The 18,858-nt window shown below is 67.6% G+C and carries 15 protein-coding genes; 7 read left to right on the top strand and 8 right to left on the bottom strand.

Annotation, left to right across the window (positions count from 1 at the left end; all coding sequences use genetic code 11):
- Positions 1-5 precede the first annotated feature (5 nt).
- The 8 genes from ACVKN3_RS03380 to ACVKN3_RS03345 all read right to left on the bottom strand — a co-directional run bounded on the left by ACVKN3_RS03380 (position 6) and on the right by ACVKN3_RS03345 (position 10,893).
- Positions 6-449 carry a hypothetical protein gene (locus ACVKN3_RS03380; RefSeq protein ID WP_285401308.1) on the bottom strand — a complete coding sequence of 148 codons (444 nt, stop codon included), beginning with the start codon at positions 447-449 and terminating at the stop codon, positions 6-8.
- A gap of 129 nt (positions 450-578) precedes the next feature.
- Entirely contained in the window at positions 579-1,433 is an 855-nt protein-coding gene (asd, locus tag ACVKN3_RS03375) for an archaetidylserine decarboxylase (RefSeq protein ID WP_285401307.1), read from the bottom strand.
- Between the two features lie 44 nt (positions 1,434-1,477).
- Positions 1,478-3,421, bottom strand: coding sequence for a CocE/NonD family hydrolase (locus ACVKN3_RS03370; protein WP_354515892.1), 1,944 nt, complete (start codon positions 3,419-3,421; stop codon positions 1,478-1,480).
- A 10-nt stretch (positions 3,422-3,431) separates the two neighbouring features.
- Entirely contained in the window at positions 3,432-6,446 is a 3,015-nt protein-coding gene (locus ACVKN3_RS03365) for a TonB-dependent receptor (RefSeq protein ID WP_354515894.1), read from the bottom strand.
- A gap of 66 nt (positions 6,447-6,512) precedes the next feature.
- A complete protein-coding gene (locus ACVKN3_RS03360; RefSeq protein WP_036140746.1) occupies positions 6,513-7,268 on the bottom strand; it encodes a DeoR/GlpR family DNA-binding transcription regulator in 756 nt (251 codons plus the stop codon).
- A complete protein-coding gene (locus ACVKN3_RS03355; RefSeq protein WP_354515896.1) occupies positions 7,258-8,889 on the bottom strand; it encodes an ABC transporter permease subunit in 1,632 nt (543 codons plus the stop codon). The genes ACVKN3_RS03360 and ACVKN3_RS03355 overlap by 11 nt, the downstream gene beginning before the upstream one ends.
- Positions 8,886-9,887 carry an ABC transporter ATP-binding protein gene (locus ACVKN3_RS03350; RefSeq protein ID WP_354515898.1) on the bottom strand — a complete coding sequence of 334 codons (1,002 nt, stop codon included), beginning with the start codon at positions 9,885-9,887 and terminating at the stop codon, positions 8,886-8,888. Before ACVKN3_RS03350 ends, ACVKN3_RS03355 begins: the two co-directional genes overlap by 4 nt.
- A 28-nt stretch (positions 9,888-9,915) precedes the next feature.
- Positions 9,916-10,893 carry an ABC transporter substrate-binding protein gene (locus ACVKN3_RS03345; RefSeq protein ID WP_354515900.1) on the bottom strand — a complete coding sequence of 326 codons (978 nt, stop codon included), beginning with the start codon at positions 10,891-10,893 and terminating at the stop codon, positions 9,916-9,918.
- 209 nt (positions 10,894-11,102) lie between these two features.
- Here ACVKN3_RS03345 and hisN point away from each other — a divergent pair, with 209 nt between their 5' ends.
- The 7 genes from hisN to ACVKN3_RS03310 all read left to right on the top strand — a co-directional run bounded on the left by hisN (position 11,103) and on the right by ACVKN3_RS03310 (position 18,810).
- On the top strand, positions 11,103-11,894 hold the full coding sequence (hisN, locus tag ACVKN3_RS03340) for a histidinol-phosphatase (RefSeq protein ID WP_285401293.1): 792 nt from the start codon (positions 11,103-11,105) through the stop codon (positions 11,892-11,894).
- A 5-nt stretch (positions 11,895-11,899) separates the two neighbouring features.
- Complete coding sequence (locus tag ACVKN3_RS03335; protein WP_354515903.1) at positions 11,900-14,044, top strand: phosphocholine-specific phospholipase C; 2,145 nt, start codon at positions 11,900-11,902, stop codon at positions 14,042-14,044.
- Positions 14,045-14,423: 379 nt separating this feature from the next.
- On the top strand, positions 14,424-15,344 hold the full coding sequence (gene prmB, locus ACVKN3_RS03330; RefSeq protein ID WP_036140751.1) for a 50S ribosomal protein L3 N(5)-glutamine methyltransferase: 921 nt from the start codon (positions 14,424-14,426) through the stop codon (positions 15,342-15,344).
- Between the two features lie 16 nt (positions 15,345-15,360).
- A complete protein-coding gene (aroC, locus tag ACVKN3_RS03325) occupies positions 15,361-16,470 on the top strand; it encodes a chorismate synthase (protein WP_354515905.1) in 1,110 nt (369 codons plus the stop codon).
- Positions 16,467-17,501 (top strand): 2-hydroxyacid dehydrogenase, encoded by a 1,035-nt coding sequence (locus ACVKN3_RS03320; protein WP_285401283.1) that lies wholly within the window; start codon positions 16,467-16,469, stop codon positions 17,499-17,501. The genes aroC and ACVKN3_RS03320 overlap by 4 nt, the downstream gene beginning before the upstream one ends.
- A complete protein-coding gene (locus ACVKN3_RS03315; protein WP_354515908.1) occupies positions 17,498-18,526 on the top strand; it encodes an aspartate-semialdehyde dehydrogenase in 1,029 nt (342 codons plus the stop codon). Before ACVKN3_RS03320 ends, ACVKN3_RS03315 begins: the two co-directional genes overlap by 4 nt.
- Positions 18,526-18,810 (top strand): hypothetical protein, encoded by a 285-nt coding sequence (locus ACVKN3_RS03310; protein ID WP_285401279.1) that lies wholly within the window; start codon positions 18,526-18,528, stop codon positions 18,808-18,810. The genes ACVKN3_RS03315 and ACVKN3_RS03310 overlap by 1 nt, the downstream gene beginning before the upstream one ends.
- Positions 18,811-18,858 lie beyond the last annotated feature (48 nt).

The raw sequence follows: 18,858 nt of genomic DNA, 5'->3' as shown, positions 1-18,858 counted from the left end.
CCGTGTTACGCCAGCGCGCTGGGCGCCATCCAGCGCGACGACGCCTCGCGCGTCTCCGACGTGGACAGTTCCTTGATCTGTCGCATCAGCCGCAGGATCTGGCGATGCAGTTCATCCATGCCCGGACGGCGTGAGCCCAGGGTCTCGTGGTAGACCGCGGCGACCCACAGGGCGACGCCACGCGCGGCGATCAGCGGATTGTCCGACCGCGCCTTGCCCAGGCCCACTTCGGGGCCATGGCCATGGGCACTGTAGCGCTCGTCGGGCGGCGTGCCGTAGCGGTGAGGGAAATCGCAGGCCGCGGCCTGCTCCATCTCGCGCCTTACCAGTTGCTGCAGGTCGGCATGGGCCCGGACCGGCAGGGAAAGCACCACGCGCTCGATATCGGCAAGCTGTCGACGCAGGCGGATCTCGCGGCTCACGGCGATGAGATGGGTGACCAGGCGCATGATGACTTACCTCGGGCTGACGCTTTCAGCAGGCACCGGGTTCCTCCCCCATGGAGTGGCCGGTCGCCGGGAGCATACCCCCTGAGCAGGTCGAAATGAAGATATTTCGTCACATTGTGACGTGTCGGGTCACCGGTTTGGCTGGGTGCCGACCCAGCGGCCCAGGCGCTGCCCAACCATGACCTGCTGCTGGGGCTGCAGGTCGTCCAGGGCGTAGCCCTCGGGAAGGAGCAGGATGACGGTGGAGCCCATGTTGAACCGGGCCATTTCGCCGAAGCGCTCCAGGGCCACTCCGCGCCCGCGACAGTCCTTGCGGATGATGGACGAGGCATAGGGCGGGATGGCCATGCCGTCCCAGACGGTGGCCACGCTGGAGACCAGGATCGCCCCGACCATCACCGAGACGAACGGCCCGTGTTCGCCGTCGAAATGGCAGACCAGGCGCTCGTTGCGGGCGAAAAGGCGCGGGATGTCCTGCACCGCGAACGGTGCGACGCTGAAGATCCGGCCCGGCACGTGGGTGGTACCGGTAAGGGTGCCGGCCAGCGGCATGTGCACGCGGTGGTAATCGCGCGGCGAGAGGTACACCGTGACGAAGCTGCCATTGCGGAAGGGCACGGCGGCGGCCTCGTCGCCCAGCAGCTCGGCGGCGGTGTACTCCTGGCCCTTTGCCTGGAAGATGCGGCCGTCGCGAATCCGGCCGGACTGGCTGATCCGGCCGTCGGCCGGGCACAGCAGGGTCGTGGGATCGTCGTCCGGGCGGCGCGCGCCCGGTTTCAGCTTGCGGGTGAAGAACGCATTGAAGTGCTGGTAGGCCAGCGGGTCCGGCTGCGCGGCCTGGCTCATGTCCACGTCGTAGCGCTGGACGATCTCCCGGATGAGGAAGTTCTTCCAGGGCGCCCATGCCCAGCGCGTCGCCCAATAGACGATCCGCGAGAGGAACCGGTGCGGGAGGATGTACTGCAGCAGGACCTTTGGCTTCATCGGGGGAGTATAGGCGACCGCCGGCCCTCGCCGCAGCGCCCCGGCTACTTCACCACCGGCAGCTCCAGCCAGGTGCCGTCGGCGCCGCCGCGGAACACCTTTTGCGTGGCCTTTTTATAGTCGCCCGGCTTCGCATTGAAGATATTCGGCACGAACGTCTGGGGGTTGCGGTCGTACAGCGGAAACCAGCTGGACTGGACCTGCACCATCACGCGGTGCCCGGGCAGGAAGACGTGGTTCACCGTGGGCAGGGGGAAGCGATAGGCCTGGGCCTTGCCCGGTACCAGGGCTTTCGGGGTGGCATAGCCCTCGCGATAGCGCCCACGGAAGATCTCCATGGCTATCGGCAACTGGTAGCCACCCATGGACGGTTCCGCTTCCACCTCGTCCGGGTAGACGTCGATCAGCTTCACCACCCAGTCGCTGTCCGTGCCGCTGGTGGAGGCGAGCAGGTGGACCAGGGGTTCGCCGGCGATGCCCATCGGCTGGATCAGCACCGGCGATACGTAGGTCAGCACGTCGGTGCGCGTGGCGAACTGGCGCTGGTCGTCCACCAGCCATTCGGGCCAGCTGTCTTCCCGGTCGGCCACGCCGTGCGACCACGATTGGATGGGGCGCACGCGGTAGGGCACCGGCTTGGCCGGATCAGACACATAGGCGTCCTCGCCCGTCGCGGGCGCCGTCGTGCCGAGCGTACCGTCCGCGCCCACGAACCAGCGTTGCATCGTCGGCGCGCAGCCCGTGCGGCAGGCGGACGGCCAGGTGTCCAGCTGGCGCCAGGTGTTCGCGCCGGTGACGAAGGCGTTGACCGGTGCGATGTCCGCGCGCGGCGCATCATCCTTCAGGTAGCGGGCGAGGAACGGTCGCAGGATCGTCTGGCGAAACGTGGTGGCCGTGTTGCTGCCCAGGTCGATCGCACCGATGGTGTTGCCCTTCTCCCAGGTCTTGGCGTGTCGCCAGGGACCCAGCACAAGCCACAGTTTCTCGTGGTTCGGGTCGCGCGGGGCCAGCGCCCGATACACGGCCATGTCGCCGTAATTGTCTTCCTGGTCCCACAGGCTGTGCACGAGCATGGTGGCTACGGTCATCGGCTCGTTCGCCGCTACCTTGTCCAGCGCCTGGTCCGACCAGAAGCTGTCGTAGGCCGGGTGCGCCAGGATCTTCTGCCAGAACCCCAGGGCTTCCATGCCGTAGGCGCGGCCGATGTCGCCGGCGGAGCCGCCCTTGAGATACAGGTCGTAGTCGTCGCGATAGCCGGTGCTCCAGCCGATGTCGCTGCCGCGCGAGTTCACCATGCCGTAGATGTAGGGAATCATCTGCTGGCGGAACGCGCCGCGATGGAACCAGTCGTCGCCCATCCAGCCGTCGATCATCGGGTTGATCGGCACGGCCACCTTGAGGGCGGGATGCGGGCGGATCGTGGCGACCATCGCCTCGAAACCGTCGTAGGAGATACCGATGATGCCGACCTTGCCGTTGGACTCCGGCACGTGCTTCACCAGCCAGTCGATCGTGTCGTAGATGTCGGACGATTCGTCGATGCCGGTGGGGTTGCCGTGGCCGATCGGCGGCCGGTTCATGACGAAGTCGCCTTCCGAACCGTGCTTGCCGCGAATGTCCTGGATTACGCGGATATAGCCGTCCTGGACCACGACATCGGCCGGGTTGTCGTAGCCGCGCAGGGTGCTGTCCAGGTGGGGGCTGTCGTTGCGGTGGCCCATGCCGTCCGCGCCGTAGGGCGTGCGCGTGAGCAGGATGCCGGCATGCGTGCTGCCCTTGGGCACCAGGATCACGGTGTGCAGTTTCACGCCGTCGCGCATGGGAATCTCGACGGTGCGGCGCACGTAGTCGAAACCGGTGTCGGTGGGAACGAAGTGTGCCGGCGTTTCCGTCGGCAGGGAGTTGTCCGGGGCCGTGTCGCCGAACGCCGGGGTCGCAAGGACCCCGGCGGCCAGTGCGACGATGGCCAGTCGCAGGAGGTGATGCATGGCGGCTCCGTCAGAAGTCGTAGGTGACGCCGAAGCGAGCGTAACGCGGCTGGGTGTAACCGATCACCTGCTGGTAGCCGTCGTTCACCGAGTTCTTGCTGCCCGACACCGGGTTGCTTCGCTGCGAGCGTTGCTGGTTCAGCGCGTTGAATACCGAGGCGGTGAAGGCCAGCTTGCGATCGGCCCACAGCGGACGGTATTCGATGTTGACGTCGACCAGTTCCTCCCACGGCTCGCGACCCTTGGCACCGTACGCCGACGGTTCGCCGAAGCAGAAGTGGTAGTAGCTGCCGTAGCCGGACGGGTCGCTCTCGTCCGCACCGTAGCGGCCCAGGCAGGACTTCGGCAGGCCCGACTGGATCAGCAGGTTGGCCGAGACCATCCATTCCGGTGCGACCTGGTACGAGCCGTACAACTTGATCTGGTGCTTGCGGTCGTTGGCGAGGTAGCCGTTGGCGTAGTTCATCAGCGTGGCGTAGTCCCAGTCACGCGAGGCGGCCACCGAACCCTGGCCCACGTCCGAGCGCACCTGGCCTTCGGTGTTGCCGTAGCTGCGCGAATACAGGTAATCGACCTTGCCCGACCACGTACCGTCGAACGGATGCGACAGGTACAGGTCCAGCCCGTAGTAGTTGCGCTTGAGGTGCGGGAAGCCGAAGTCCGCGTTGGTCACGGTGACATCGGTGTAGCCGCCGCTGGCCTTGGCCAGCTGGTAGACGTTGGCCCTGCCCGGATTGGACAGGTAGCAGCTGCCTACCGTCACCGCGTCGATGTCCGCCCCCTGGGCCACCGCGGCGCGCGTGATCGCACCGTTGTCGCACACGTCGTCCAGCGCGTTGCGCAGCTTGCGTACCGTGGCCTTGGCACCGGCCACCCATTCGGGGTTCAGTTGCTTGTCCAGGCCGAGGATGTATTCGTCCTGGTACTCGGACTTGATGTTCTTCGCGCTGACCGTCTTCGGGTCGGGCGGCTGGCCGTATTCGCCGTTGGGCGATACCGCGCCGCCGGTGGCGGACTGTACGAAGGTGACACCCGTGGGCAGGCCGCCGGCGTCGATACCCGTATAGGTGAAGTACTGGTTGGTTGCCAGCGACCCGGACGAGGTGCGCAGCGCGACGGAGGCGGGCATGGCGAGGAAGTAGCGTCCCGCGTTGCCGTACACCTTCATGCTCGAATCGCCATTCACGTCCCAGCTGAAGCCGAGGCGCGGCGCCCACTGCGGCTTGGTCAGCTTCAGGTACGGCTGCCCGGCAGGGTTGTAGTTGGTGAACTGGTCGTTGCGCAGGCCCAGCGAGAGCAGCACGCGATCGGTGACCTGCCAGTCGTCCATGACATATTGCGCGCGCTGCTTCACGCGCACCGAGGCCAGCGTGTTGTAGTGACGGTAATACCCGTAGTAACCGGTCTGGCCGCCGGGATAATTGGCCGGCTTGTCGACGAACGGGCTGTCGCTGATGTTGAGGCTGGGATCGCCCTTGGCATACCAGAGTTCGTAACCGTCGCCGCCGATGGTGGTGCCATCGTCGATGTCACGCGAGTCCTGGTTGTCGATGCCCGCGGTGATCGAGTGGTCGCCGGCCTTGTAGTTCAGGTCCACGCGCAGGTTGCGGTTGGTCGACTGGTGATCGGGGTTGTCCACCGTGTCCAGCGTCTGCCCGTTGCTGATCGGCGTACCGCCGTTCAAGGCCGGGTTCTGCTGGCTGACATTGCCCAGGAACGGTCCGGTGACGCCGGTGGCCGGCGGTTCGTTGTAGTAAGTCAGCTTCGACTTGCCGTACAGCGCGGTGAGGGTCAGGTTGTCGGTGATGTAACTGGTGAACTTGGCCGCGTAGACCATGGCGCGGGTCTTGTATGTCGAATCGGTGCTGGCGAAATCGCCTACCGTGTTCGTGTCGTAGTCATAGTTGTACTTGTTGCCGTTGGAACGGTGGGTCTGGTTGACCCCGGTCAGCTCGAGGATGTTGCTGTCGTTGATGTTCCAGTCCAGCTTGCCGTACCACTTCGGGTCCTTGTACGTGTAGCGGGTGTCGTAGGCGTGGTTGACGTCGCCGATGCTGTTGCCCTTGCTGCGCTGCATTTCCACCGCGGCGAAGGCGTACAGCGTGTCCTTGATCAACGGGCCGCCGGCATACGCGCTGACTGTCGTGCTCCACTCGTGGTTGTCGTCGTTGCGCTGGTTGATCGTGCCCGGCGGCGCGGGGTTGTCGTGGCCGTAGGTGATGTTGCGTGCGCTGGCGCGCGCGAAGTCCGGCTCCCACAACACCTGCGCACCGAAGTGCCATTCGTTGGTGCCGCGCTTGCCCACCTGGCTGATGACGCCGCCGTCCGAGCGGCCGTACATCGCCGAGTAGCCGCCGCTGAGTATTTCCTGCTGGTCCACCGCGCCATAGGGCAGGGTGACGCCGCCGAAACCGCTGAGCGGGTCGGTGGTGTTCATGCCGTTGATGTAATACGCGTTCTCGGAGACCGCGGAACCCGCAAAGCTGACCAGGCTGCCGCCGAACGCGTTCTGGAAACCGGAATAGCCCGGCGAGGCACCCGGTGCCAGCAGGGCGATCGCCTCGGCCGAGCGCTGCAGCGGCAGGCGTGCCATGTCGGCCGCCGTGATCACGGTGCTGGAGGCGACGGTGGCGACGTCGATCTTCGCCACCTGCGTGGCCGAGACGGTTACCTGGTCGAGCTGCTGTGCCGAGGCCGACGAGCCGGCGGACGCGAACGAGACATCGGTGGCCGCACCGACGCGCAGGGTGACGTTGTCACGTGAATCGACCACCTGGCCGTTGGCCTTGAGCGACACCTTGTACGTGGCCAGCGGCAGCGCCTCGGCGACATAGCGGCCGCGGGGATCGACGGCCACCTCGCGGGTGAGGCCGTTGCTGCCTTCGATCAGGACGGTTTCCCCGGCGGCGACCGGCGCGCTGCCAGCGATGCGGCCGGTGGTGGCCTGGCCGTAGGCCACGCCGGTGAGCGAAGCCGCGACGGCGGCACATAACAGGCTGCGTCGAAGATAAGGACGGGGAATCATGGGTTGCTCCGGGAAGGACAGATAAGGACAAGGGTGGGTTGGCCGTCCTGGCGCATTGTTTTCGGGTCAGGCATAGGCGATATCGCCGACGGCTTTGCCGAGGGCGGCGATACCGCGGGATTTTTCCGCGCGCCGGTCGGTGACCAGCAGGTCGATACGATCCGCGGGGCACCAGGCGACGCGACTGCGCACGCCGATCTTGGAATGGTCGGCGGCAATGACGATGCGTCGCGCGTTCGCGCACATCGCCCGCGCGATCTCGGCTTCTTCCATCTCGAAACTGCTGGCGCCCGCCTTGGCGTCGATGCCCACCGGCGAGAGGATCACCATGTGCGGTTGGTAGCGTCCGATCTCGGCGATGGTGCCCGAGCCGTTGGTGCAGCCGATCTGCGCATCGAAGCGTCCGCCCAGCAGGTGCACGTCGTTGCCGGGACGCGAGGCGAAGCGCGCGGCCACGTCCACCGCGTTGGTGACGATGGTGAGCCCGGTACGGGTGGCCAGCGCTTCGGCCACCAGGTTCATCGTGCTGCCGGCGTCCATGAAGATGGTCTGTCCGCTCTCGACCAGACTGGCCACCTTCCGCGCGATGGCGCGTTTTTCGCGGACGCGGGTGGCGTGGCGCACGGCGATCGGCGGTTCGTCGCCGGTGAGCACGGCACCGCCGTGCACGCGACGGATCTCGCCGCGGGCGGCCAGTTCGACCAGGTCGCGGCGGATCGTCTCGCGCGACACGCCCAGTTCGGTCACGATGCGCTCGACGGATACCTGGCCGCTGGTGCTGAGCAGGTCACGGATACGGGTGTGTCGTTCTTCATGCCACATGGCGTCGGTCCCTGAGTGTGTGGAGGAGAAGGCGCATGGCGCCGAGTGCGAGGCCGCCGGCGGCCACCACGCATGTCGCGTAGGCGGCGGCCGGGGCCAGGAAGCCGTTTTCGTCCAGGCGCATCACCGACACCGAGGCCAGGCCCAGGTCGGCGGTTACCAGGAAGATCACGCCCGACAGCGTCACCATCGAGCGCATGAACAGGTAGAAGAACGCCGCGATCGCCGCCGGCGCCGCGAACGGCAGCACGGCGTCGCGCAGCACGTGGCGTGTATCGCCGCCGCACACGGCCACCGCATCTTCCAGGGCGTCGGGCACGCGGCGCATGCCCGTCTGCATCGTGAGGAAGGTGGGTGCGTGATAGTGGTAGAGGCTGCATGCCGCCACGATCGCCACGCTGCCATACAGCCATGTCGACAGCACGCCATGGTTGAACGCCAGTACGTAGCCCAGGCCCAGCACCATGCCGGGAACGGCGGCGGGCAGGGCCGCCACTACCTGCAGCGGGCGGGCCAGCCATCCGGGCAGGCGACGCAGGCCCGCCGACAGCATGAACACGCCGACCACACCGACGGTCGCGGCGAGCAGCGACATGCCCACCGATGTCGCCACGGGGCCGTAGCCTTCCGGCATGCCGCCCAGGTAGTTGGCGAGGGTAAGCGTGCGATCGTACGGCCACAGCCTGACCACGCTCACGTACACCACCGTGCCGAGGGTGACGACGATCGACAGCACCGCCAGCGCGGCAACCCCGCCCAGGGCGGCGTCACGCCAGGGATGCCGTTCCGGCCGCAGCGCATGGCCGGGGCTGGCGTCGCCCAGGTCCTGCCGGCGTCGCGCCAGACGGCCCAGCCACACCGACAACAGCGCCGGGGCCAGCAGCAGCACGCCCAGCGTGGCACCCATGGCGAAATCACGCTGGCCCACCACCTCGCTGTAGATCTCCATGGCCAGCACGCGGTAGTTGCCACCGACCACCACGGCACTGCCGAAGTCGGTCAGTGTTTCCGTGAAGACCAGGAACGCGGCGGCCCAGAGGGCGAAGCGAATCCGCGGCAGGGTCACGTCGACGAACTGCCGCCAGGGCGTGGCCCCCATCGACGCCGCTGCGTCGTAATGGCGTGCGGGCGTGCGTTCCAGTGCGGCCGAGACGATCACGACCACCTGCGGCAGGCCATACATCAGGTTGGCCAGCAGCAGGCCCCAGAAACCGTAGATGTCGGTGGGCCAGCCCGTCAGCCGGTGCACGAGGCCGTTGCGTCCCAGCAGGCAGACCAGGCCGAGGCCGAGCACCAGCGAGGGCGCCAGCATGGGCAGCAGCAGCGCGCCGCGGATCAGCGCCTTGCCGGGCAGGCGCGAGCGATGCAGGGCCATCGCCACGCACAGGCCGATGGCGAGGGTGCCCAGCGTGGTGGTCGCGCCGATAACCACGCTGTGCCATGCCGCGCGCGGCAGGCCGGGGTCGTCCAGCAGCCGCGCGTAGTTGGCCAGCGTGAAGGCGCCCTGGTCGTCCACGAGGCTGCGCGTCAGCACGCTCAGCAGCGGATGCAGGAAGAATACGCACAGGCCCAGCAATGGCAGCGCCACCATCGGCATGCCGGGCAGCAGGGAGCGCTTCATGTCGTCACCCAGGCGCCGCGCGATGCATCGACGGTCACGGCCTCGCCTCGCGCCAGCGTGCTGCGGCCGGGCAGTTCGACGAGCAGCGAGCGACCGCGCCAGGCCACGCGGGCGTGCGCGAGGCTGCCCAGGAAGGTCAGTTCCTCGACCACCCCCTCGCCGCGCGGGTCGGCCGCGATCGTGAGGTCTTCCGGGCGCACGCACAGCTCGAACGTGGCCTCCGCGCCGGGCGGCCGTCGTTCGAGGAACGCGGGCACGGCTTCCCGTACCAGGGTCGTCGGCAGCAGGTTGGCCTTGCCGACGAAGCCGGCGACGAAGCGCGTGCGCGGCCGCTCGTACAGGCAACGTGGCGAGCCAACCTGTTCCACGCGTCCTTTGTTCATGCAGACCACGGTGTCGGCCATGGACAGGGCTTCGTCCTGGTCGTGGGTGACCATGAGCGTCGGAATGCCCAGCGACCGCTGGAGTGAACGGATCTCCACACGCAACTGCGCGCGGATGGCCGGGTCCAGCGCCGACAGCGGCTCGTCCAGCAGCAGCATGGCCGGGTTGCTGGCCAGGGCGCGAGCCAGGGCGACGCGCTGCTGTTGTCCGCCGGACAGCTGATCGGGAAAACGCGCCTGCAGGTCGCCCATGCCGACGCGCGCGAGCAGGTCGTCGGTGCGCGTGGCGATCGTGGCGGGGCTCTCGCGACGCAGGCGCATCGGGTATCCGATGTTGGCCGCGACCGTCATGTCGGGAAACAACGAGTAGGACTGGAATACCAGGCCCATGCGGCGATCGCGAGGCGGTAGCGCGGTGATGTCCCGGTCGCCCAGGATCACGCGCCCGCGGTCGGGCGGCGTGAGGCCGGCGACGATGCGGAGCAGGGTCGTCTTGCCGCAGCCGCTGGGGCCGAGCAAACAGACCAGATCGCTCTCGCCGGCCTGGAAGGACACGCCGTCGAGCACGGTGTGACCGCTCCAGGCCTTTGTGATGTCGTCGATGCGAAGGTGCATGGTGCCCTGGTCTCCGATGGCCGCGGCGTCAGCGCGTCGATCGTTTGTAGCGGTCGACGAGCGCGGCGCGTTCGCGCGCCGCGCTGGCGAAATCACGTGCGGGCAGGGTGGCGACGACGTCGGCCGGCAGCCCCTGCCGTTGCTGTTCGGCGCTGGGCACGCTGCCGGGGGCGGCCACGATTTCCTTGAAACCGCGGTAGAGCGCGGCGGCCTGGGGGGATGCCGTCCAGTCGAGGAACCGGCGCGCATCCGCCGCGTGCGCGGCGCCTTTCATCAGTGCCGAGCCCTCCAGTTCGTATCCTGCGCCGTCGGCTGGGATCACCATCGTGATCGGGTAGCCCTGGCGGATGGACTGCATCGCGGAAAAGGCGAACGAGATACCGATGGGGAATTCACCGATGCGCGCCAGCTTGCAGGGCGCCGAGCCGGACAGCGTGACCTGCCCGACGTTGCGTGCGATGGCCGTCACCAGCGCCATGCCGCGTGCATCGCGCCCCGCGTCGGTGAGCGAGGACAACACCATGTAGCCCGTGCCGGAGGACGCCGGATCGGGCATGGCGACCTGGCCGCGGTAACGGGGCGATGCCAGGTCTCGCCAGGTGCGCGGCATGGGCAGGCCGCGCTCGGCCAGTGCTTCCCGGTTGACGCACAACGCCGCCAGATAGCCGGTGGGGGCGAACCATGTGCCGTCCGCCCCGCGAAAACGTGCGGGCATGGCGTCGATGTGCTCGCCATGGACCGGCGTCAGCAGCGGGGCGATGCGCGGATCGAGCAGGTCGGTCACCGCCATGCCCCAGATCGCGTCGTTACGTGGTTGTGCGGATTCCGCCAGCAGGCGTGCGGCAAGATCGCCGCTGGAAAGACGCAGCACATGGATGTCCAGATCCGGCAAGGCATGCTTCGCCGCATCCAGGTAGGTGGCTATCTCGTCGCTTTCCAGCGCGGAATAGACGGTGACCTGGCCCGCTTGCACCACGCCGCAGGCCACGCCCAGGGCGACTGTCATGGCAATGCTGCGGAATGGACGCATGGATGGCCCTATGCTGTGACGCGGGTTGTCTTCCACCTGAGGGGGTACCATACCCCACCAATGTGGCATTTTGGGTATATTTGCAAAGCTGTGGTTTTACTTCCAGCAGAGAATTTTCGTTTTTGTCATCCCACCGAAACGTGTTGCCGCTAAGAGGCGCACGGCCAATCCCAGGAGTTCTGTCGATGGAATCGTTGTCCGCCGCCGGGCGGAAGGAGTTCGAGGCATTCGCCACCGGCATCGCCGATAACGCCCGCGCGCTGTCGTTGCCGCGGTTTCGCCGGCCCGTCGACGTCACCCTCAAGGGCGACATGAGCCCCGTGACGGCCGTGGACCGCGGCGTGGAATCGATGCTGCGCGAGCGCATCGAGCACGCCTGGCCCACCCATGGGTTGCTCGGCGAGGAATACGGCGCCACGCGCACGGACGCGGAATTCGTCTGGTCGATCGACCCGATCGACGGCACCCGCAGTTTCATCTCCGGCTGGCCGCTGTGGGGCACCCTGCTGGCACTGCTGCACCAGGGCCGACCCGTCATGGGCCTGCTCGACATGCCCGCCCTGGACGAACGCTGGATCGGTCACGTGGGGGTCGGTACCACGATGAACGGGCGGCCATGCCGCACCACGGGCTGCGAGGCCCTGGCCGACGCCACGCTCTACACCACCACGCCGGACATGTTCGACGCGGCGGAGTGGACACGCTTCGATCGCACCAGCCGCGCGGCGTACAGCCGTCGCTTCGGTGGCGACTGCTACGGCTACGGCATGCTGGCCTCCGGGCATATCGATGCCGTGATCGAAGCGAACCTCATGCCGTACGACTACCTGGCCATCGCGCCGGTGGTGCAGGCGGCCGGTGGTGTCATGACCGACTGGGAAGGCCGCGACCTGGGCCTCGACAGCGGCGGGCGCGTCGTCGCCGCGGCCACGCCCGCCCTGCATCGGGCGATCATCGCTTCACTGCAACAGGACTGACCTGCATGGTCTCGCGCGATCGTCGCCGTTTCCTCCAGGCCGCCGGCACCACCGTCGTCGCCTCGCTGGTGGCGCAGGGTTTCCCGGCGTCGATCGCACGCGCCATGGCCACTGCGCCCGACCGCCGCACGGGCAGCATCGCCGACGTCGAGCACGTGGTCATCCTCATGCAGGAAAACCGCTCGTTCGATCACTATTTCGGCAGCCTGCGTGGGGTGCGTGGGTTCGGCGACACGCGCGTGCTGGAGCTGGGCAACGGCGATCCGGTCTGGAAGCAACCGGTGGCCACGTCGCACACCAAGGTATGGAAGTCGCGTGGATTGGCCGACGACGTGGCCTGGGTCTATCCCTTCCACCTGGATACCCGTGCCAGCGGCGACCATCACGAGGGCACGGATCATGGGTGGAGCACCGGGCACGGCGCGTGGAACCTGGGCCGCAACGATCGCTGGATCGAGCAGAAGCAGGATGTGCTGACCATGGCCTACCTGCGTCGTGAGGACGCGTCGTTCCATTACGCCCTCGCTGACGCATTCACCGTATGCGATGCGTACCATGCCTCCGCGCTCGGCGACACCGCGATCAATCGCATCTACCTGTGGAGCGGTTCGTGCGATCCGTCGGGACGGCTGGGGCGCAAGTCGAACGGTCCGGGCACCGAAGAGCGTGCAGATGCCAACGGCTACACGTGGACGACCTATCCCGAGCGGCTGGAGAAGGCCGGTATCCGCTGGCGCGTCTACCAGGGCGGCACGGGCGAGCCGGGTTCGCCCACCGACAACTACACCGACAACTCGCTGGAGTTCTTCGCCGCCTACCAGGTGAAGGAGGGCGCGGACCCGCACGGTGCGCTGGTGCGCAACGGTGCCTCCACCCACACCTTGCGCGAACTGCGCGACGACGTGATCCACGGCCGGCTGCCGCAGGTCAGCTGGATCGTCGCGCCTTATCAATACAGCGAACATCCCACCTCATCCCCGGCCGACGGCGCGTTCTACATCCGCCGCGTGCTCGATGCACTCACCGTCAACCCGAAGGTGTGGTCGCGCACGGTGCTGTTCCTCAACTACGACGAGAACGACGGTTTCTTCGATCATGTGGTGCCGCCGGCGCCGCCGTTGCGCAGCGAGGAAAACGCGCAGGGCAGGGTGTCGGACGATCTGGTGGCCGGGCTCGACGACGAGATCATGGACCTGGATGCGCACCCGCGCATCTCCGCGCCCATCGTTCCCGGCAGCGATCCGCGCGGCCGGCAACCGGTCGGCCTGGGCAACCGCGTGCCGATGATCGTGGTGTCGCCGTGGACACGCGGCGGCTGGGTATGCTCGGAAACCTTCGACCACACCTCCGTGCTGCGTTTCCTCGAAAAACGCTTCGGCGTGGAGGAAACCAACATCAGCGCCTGGCGACGCTCGATCTGTGGCGACCTGACCAGCGCCTTCGACTTCGCGGGCAAGGTCGACGAGCGCATGCCGACGCTCGGCGTGCCGGAAGGTTCCAGCGGCAAGGCACCGATCCAGGTGCCGCGCACGCCGTCGATGCCCGTGCAGGAAGCAGGCACCCGCCCGTCGCGGACGTTGGGTTATGCCTGGACCATTCAGCACACACTGGATGGCGAAAGCAGTCGCATCGTCTTCGAAAACACCGGGCGCCTGGGCGCGGCCTTCCTCGTCTACGACGGCTTGCAGCGCGACGCGCCGCCGCGTCGCTACGCGGTAAGCGCAGGCACGCGCGTGGCGGATCGGTGGGATATGCCACAAGCCGGCGATGCCTACGATCGTCGTATCCACGGTCCGCAGTCGTCTCTCGCGCATCTGCGTGGATCGGCGGACGACACGATCGAAGCGTCGGTGTCGGGCGTCGGCGGCGAGCGCCGGCTTGACGTGCACCTGAGCAACCGCGGGCGCTTGCCGGTCGAGGTTCGGGTGACGGAGCGATACGGTGGCGCGTCGGCGCATCGTGTCGTGGTCGAGCCGGGCAGTGAATCGACTTTTTCGCTGGAACTGGGTGCCAGCGCGGGATGGTACGACGTAGCGATCGATCTGCCCGACGCACCTCGATACCTGCGTCGGTTTGCCGGGCATCACGATGACGGAAAGCCGGCGACGAGCGATCCGGGCTACGGTGCGACGGAGCAGCGCATCGACTAGCCGTTTCGCAATGATCAGCGATGACTGGAAGGGCTCGCCTTCCTTGGCGGTCGTTTTCTCTGCGGAGAGGAGGCGTCGGGCGGTCACCCTCTGCGCTCGAGCAGCGGCCGCAAGCGGCCGAACTCGCTCAGAGGATGACCCCCCGACACCTCCCAGACGACTGAGGTTGCGGGTTGGGAAAGCAACGCTCGCGGCGCCTCCTCGCCGCACCCGTACGAACAACGGCGGTTCTCGGCGACGGCACAAGCGACGGCACTAACCCACGTGGCTGGTACGCAGCTAGCCCGAGCGGTCGGCCCATGCCCGGCAAGCCCCGGTTGGAAGCGACCAGCGGCGCGGATGGCTATACTCTCCGGTCAGCCCCAGCGAAAGTCTCCCCGTGACCCACGAACTCGCCTCGATCATCGATTTCATCCGCTACGGCGCCAGCCGCTTCTCGGCCGCCGGGCTTACTTTCGGCCACAGCCACGACAATCCGATCGACGAGGCCACGCACCTGGTGCTGGCCGCGCTGCACCTGCCCCCGGACATTCCGCCGGCCTATGGCGCCGGTGTCCTCGTGGCGGACGAGAAGGCGAGGGTGCTGGAGCTGATCGAGCGCCGCGTGACCGAGCGCGTGCCGGTGGCCTATCTGGTGGGCGAAACCTGGTTTGCCGGCATGAAGTTCAAGAGCGACCGCCGCGCCCTGGTGCCGCGCTCACCCATCGCCGAACTGATCGAAGGCCGCTTCACGCCCTGGCTGGACGATCGTCATGTCACGCGGGCGCTGGACCTGTGCACGGGCTCGGGCTGCATCGGCATCGCCATGGCCGAATACAACCCCGACTGGCAGGTCGACCTGGTTGACGTCAGCGACGACGCCCTGTCGCTGGCCAACGAGAACATCGCCTTCCAGCACGTGGAAGACCGCGTGCGCGCGATCAAGTCCGATCTGTTCGCCGGCGTCCAGGGCGAGGTCTACGACCTGATTGTCTCCAACCCGCCCTACGTCACCCATGACGAATACGCGGCCATGCCGCCCGAATACAGCCATGAACCGGTCCTGGGATTGACCTCCGGGGATGATGGACTGGATCTCACCCTGCGCATGCTCGACGAGGCCGCCGACCACCTGAGCGAGGATGGCCTGCTGATCGTCGAGGTGGGCGACAGCGAGCATGCGCTGGTCGCGCTACTGCCGCGGGTACCTTTCGTCTGGCTCGAGTTCAAGGTCGGCCAGATGGGTATCTTCGCGCTGGAACGTCGCGACCTGATCGAGCACGCCGCCGACCTCGCCGCGGCGCGCGCCGCCAGACACTGACCCCATCGGAAACACCGTGTCCTCCAATACGTTCGGCAAGCTCCTCAGCGTCACCACCTTCGGCGAAAGCCACGGCCCGGCGATCGGGTGCGTGGTCGACGGCTGCCCTCCCGGCCTGGCCCTGGAAGCGTCGGAATTCCGCGCCGACCTGGAACGGCGTGCCACCGGGCGCTCGCGGCACACCTCGCAACGGCGCGAGGCGGACGAGATCGAGATCCTCTCCGGCGTCTACGAGGGCGTCACCACGGGCACGCCCATCGCGCTGTTGATCCGTAACGTGGATGCCCGCTCGAAGGATTACGGCAACATCCTGGAAACGTTCCGCCCGGGGCATGCCGACTACACCTACTGGCAGAAATACGGCGTGCGCGATCCGCGCGGCGGCGGACGTTCCTCCGCCCGCGAAACCACCATGCGCGTGGCCGCCGGTGTCATCGCCAAGAAGTGGCTTGCCCTGCGCCATGGGGTGAGTGTCCGCGGCCATGTCGCGCAGATCGGTCCACTGGGCCCACGCGGTTTCGACGCGGAGGCGATCGAAGGCAATCCGTTCTTCTGGCCCGACGCGTCACAACTGCCCGAGCTTGAGGCCTACATGGATGCGCTGCGCAAGTCGGGCGATTCGGTCGGGGCGAAGGTCACGGTGGTCGCCGACGGCGTGCCGGCCGGATGGGGCGAGCCCATCTACGGCAAGCTGGACGGCGAACTGGCCGCGGCCATGATGTCGATCAACGCGGTGAAGGGCGTGGAGATCGGCGACGGTTTCGACGCGGTCGCCCAGCGCGGCACGCAGCACCGCGACGAGCTGTCCACCGACGGTTTTCTCTCCAACCATGCGGGCGGCATCCTCGGCGGCATCGCCTCCGGACAGCCGGTCGTGGTGTCCATGGCGTTCAAGCCCACGTCCAGCATCCTCGTGCCGGGCCGCAGCGTCGACCGGGCAGGGCAGCCGGCCGAGGTGGTGACCAAGGGCCGGCACGATCCCTGTGTGGGCATCCGCGCGGTGCCGATCGCGGAGGCCATGATGGCCCTGGTGCTGATGGACCAGGCCTTGCGCCACCGCGCGCAGTGCGGCGACGTGGGCGAGGTGCCGCCGCGCATCCCCGGCAGCGTGGGGAGCGGTGCATGACGCGGCCCACGGTCTGGGTCGCCCGCCCGTTCTTTCCCGACATCGTCGACCGGCTCCGCGAGCACTTCGAGGTGCGCGCGGAGACCGAGGAACGCGCGTTCTCGCCGGCTGAACTGGCCGAGCGCCTCGCCGGTGCCGACGCCGCGATCATCGGCCTGGCCGAGCGGATCGACGCCGGCGTGCTGCAAGGCGCCCCCCGGCTCCGTTTTGTCGCCAACCTGGGCGTGGGCTACAACAACCTCGACGTGGATGCCTTGACCGCCGCCGGCGTGGGGGCCTCCAACACCCCCGACGTGCTCAACGAGACGGTGGCCGACTACGCCTGGGCCATGATGCTTGCCGCCGCGCGGCGCGTCGGCGAGGCCGAGCGCTGGCTGCGCGATGGCCAGTGGAAGGGCCCACGCTTCGAGGGCTGGCTGGGGGCGGACATTCATGGATCCACCATCGGCATCCTCGGCATGGGTCGGATCGGCCAGGCCATCGCGCGACGCGCCGCCGGTTTCCGCGCCCGGGTGATCTACCACAACCGCTCGCGCCTGGATGCCTCGATCGAGCGCGAATGCGCTGCTTCCTACGTCGAAAAGGCGACGCTGCTGGCCCAGGCCGACCACCTGATCCTGGTGCTGCCGTTCACGCCGGCCAACCGGCACGCCATCGGCGAGGCGGAGCTGAACGCGATGAAGCCCACGGCCACGCTGGTCAACATCGCGCGTGGCGGCATCGTCGACGACGCGGCCCTGGCCCGGGCGCTGGCCGACGGCCGTATCGGCGCGGCCGCCCTGGACGTCTTCGAAGGCGAGCCCCGGGTCCATCCCGACCTGATGCGTCTGCAAAATATCGTCCTCAGCCCGCACATCGCCAGTGCAAGCCGCGACACACGTCGCGATATGGCGGCGCTGGCTGTGGACAATGTGCTGGCGGCGTTCGGACACGGTCCCCACGCCGGCCGGCCTCCCTCGATCCTCAATCCCGGGGTGCTGGCCGACGCCGGCCTTCCCGGTTCCCCACGCCCTGACGAAAGCGACCGATGAGCAAGAAGACGAGTTACAAGGTGGCCATGGTGGGCGCGACCGGCGCGGTCGGCGAAACCCTCCTTTCGATCCTCGCCGAACGGGATTTCCCGATCAGCGAACTGGTGCCCCTGGCGAGCGAGCGCTCGGCGGGCGGTACGATCGATTTCGCGGGAAAACCGCACGTGGTGCAGGACCTGGCCACTTACGATTTCGACGGGGTGGACATCGCGTTCTTCTCGGCCGGCGGCTCGGTCAGCCGCGAGCATGCCCCGCGCGCGGCGGCGGCCGGTGCCGTGGTGATCGACAACACCTCCGAGTTCCGTTACCAGGACGACATCCCCCTGGTGGTCTCCGAAGTGAACCCGCACGCCATCGCCGACTACACGGCGCGCGGCATCATCGCCAACCCCAACTGCTCGACGATGGGCATGCTGGTGGCGCTGGCGCCGATCCATCGGGAGGTAGGCATCGAGCGTATCAATGTGGCGACCTACCAGTCGGTGTCCGGCGCAGGCCGCAGTGGCCTGGAGGAACTGGGCAAGCAGACCGCCCAGATGCTCAATTTCCAGGAAGTGGAAGCGGGCAAGTTCCCCAGGCAGATCGCCTTCAACGTCATTCCCCACATCGACGACTTCCAGCCCAACGGCTACACCAAGGAAGAAATGAAGATGGTTTGGGAGACCCGGAAGATCCTCGAGGATCCTTCGATCCAGGTGAATCCGACCGCCGTGCGCGTTCCGGTGTTCTACGGCCATTCCGAGGCCGTGCATATCGAAACCCGCGACAAGATCACGGCCGAGCGCGCCCGCGAACTGCTCGAGGCGGCCCCGGGCGTCGTCGTGCAGGACGAGCGCAGGGCCGGTGGCTATCCGACCCCGGTCGGCGACGCGGCCGGCAAGGACCCGGTGTTCGTCGGGCGCATCCGCGAGGACATCTCCCACGAGCGCGGCCTGGACCTCTGGGTCGTGGCCGACAACATCCGCAAGGGCGCTGCGCTGAATGCCGTGCAGATCGCGGAGATCCTGATCGAGGATTACCTGTAATGCATCCACGCGTCGTCGCCGCCTGCCTGCTCGTGTCGCTTTCGCCCTGGGCGATGGCGGCAGCGCAGGTGACGCCGGCGGCGCCGACCGAAAGCCCTGCTGCTGCCCGCGCGCGGCTGGAGGCGGCGCAGCGGCAGGCGGATGCCGAGAACCTCCGGGTCAGGCAACTCAAGGCCCGGGTGGATACGCTGGAGTCGCATTCCGATGCCGCGGCGAAGGCCCTGTCCGAGCGCGATCGCAAGATCGCCGAGTTGCAGAAGCAACTCGCCGGACAACACCCGTGACGGCCTCGGTCGGCGCGGTTTGAGCGACAAAGGGAGCTGTACGGGGTT

The organism is Luteibacter sp. PvP120, assembly GCF_054055715.1.
Note: the sequence above shows the minus strand (reverse complement) of the source record. Positions and strands in the feature narration are given on the sequence as shown.

Coding starts and splice junctions, on each gene's coding strand:
- ACVKN3_RS03350 (WP_354515898.1), bottom strand. CDS start 9,887: ATGCACCTTCGCATCGACGACATCACAAAGGCCTGGAGCGGTCACACC.
- hisN (WP_285401293.1), top strand. CDS start 11,103: ATGGAATCGTTGTCCGCCGCCGGGCGGAAGGAGTTCGAGGCATTCGCC.
- ACVKN3_RS03360 (WP_036140746.1), bottom strand. CDS start 7,268: ATGTGGCATGAAGAACGACACACCCGTATCCGTGACCTGCTCAGCACC.
- ACVKN3_RS03365 (WP_354515894.1), bottom strand. CDS start 6,446: ATGATTCCCCGTCCTTATCTTCGACGCAGCCTGTTATGTGCCGCCGTC.
- ACVKN3_RS03380 (WP_285401308.1), bottom strand. CDS start 449: ATGCGCCTGGTCACCCATCTCATCGCCGTGAGCCGCGAGATCCGCCTG.
- ACVKN3_RS03335 (WP_354515903.1), top strand. CDS start 11,900: ATGGTCTCGCGCGATCGTCGCCGTTTCCTCCAGGCCGCCGGCACCACC.
- ACVKN3_RS03345 (WP_354515900.1), bottom strand. CDS start 10,893: ATGACAGTCGCCCTGGGCGTGGCCTGCGGCGTGGTGCAAGCGGGCCAG.
- ACVKN3_RS03310 (WP_285401279.1), top strand. CDS start 18,526: ATGCATCCACGCGTCGTCGCCGCCTGCCTGCTCGTGTCGCTTTCGCCC.
- ACVKN3_RS03320 (WP_285401283.1), top strand. CDS start 16,467: ATGACGCGGCCCACGGTCTGGGTCGCCCGCCCGTTCTTTCCCGACATC.
- ACVKN3_RS03355 (WP_354515896.1), bottom strand. CDS start 8,889: ATGAAGCGCTCCCTGCTGCCCGGCATGCCGATGGTGGCGCTGCCATTG.
- ACVKN3_RS03370 (WP_354515892.1), bottom strand. CDS start 3,421: ATGCATCACCTCCTGCGACTGGCCATCGTCGCACTGGCCGCCGGGGTC.
- ACVKN3_RS03315 (WP_354515908.1), top strand. CDS start 17,498: ATGAGCAAGAAGACGAGTTACAAGGTGGCCATGGTGGGCGCGACCGGC.
- asd (WP_285401307.1), bottom strand. CDS start 1,433: ATGAAGCCAAAGGTCCTGCTGCAGTACATCCTCCCGCACCGGTTCCTC.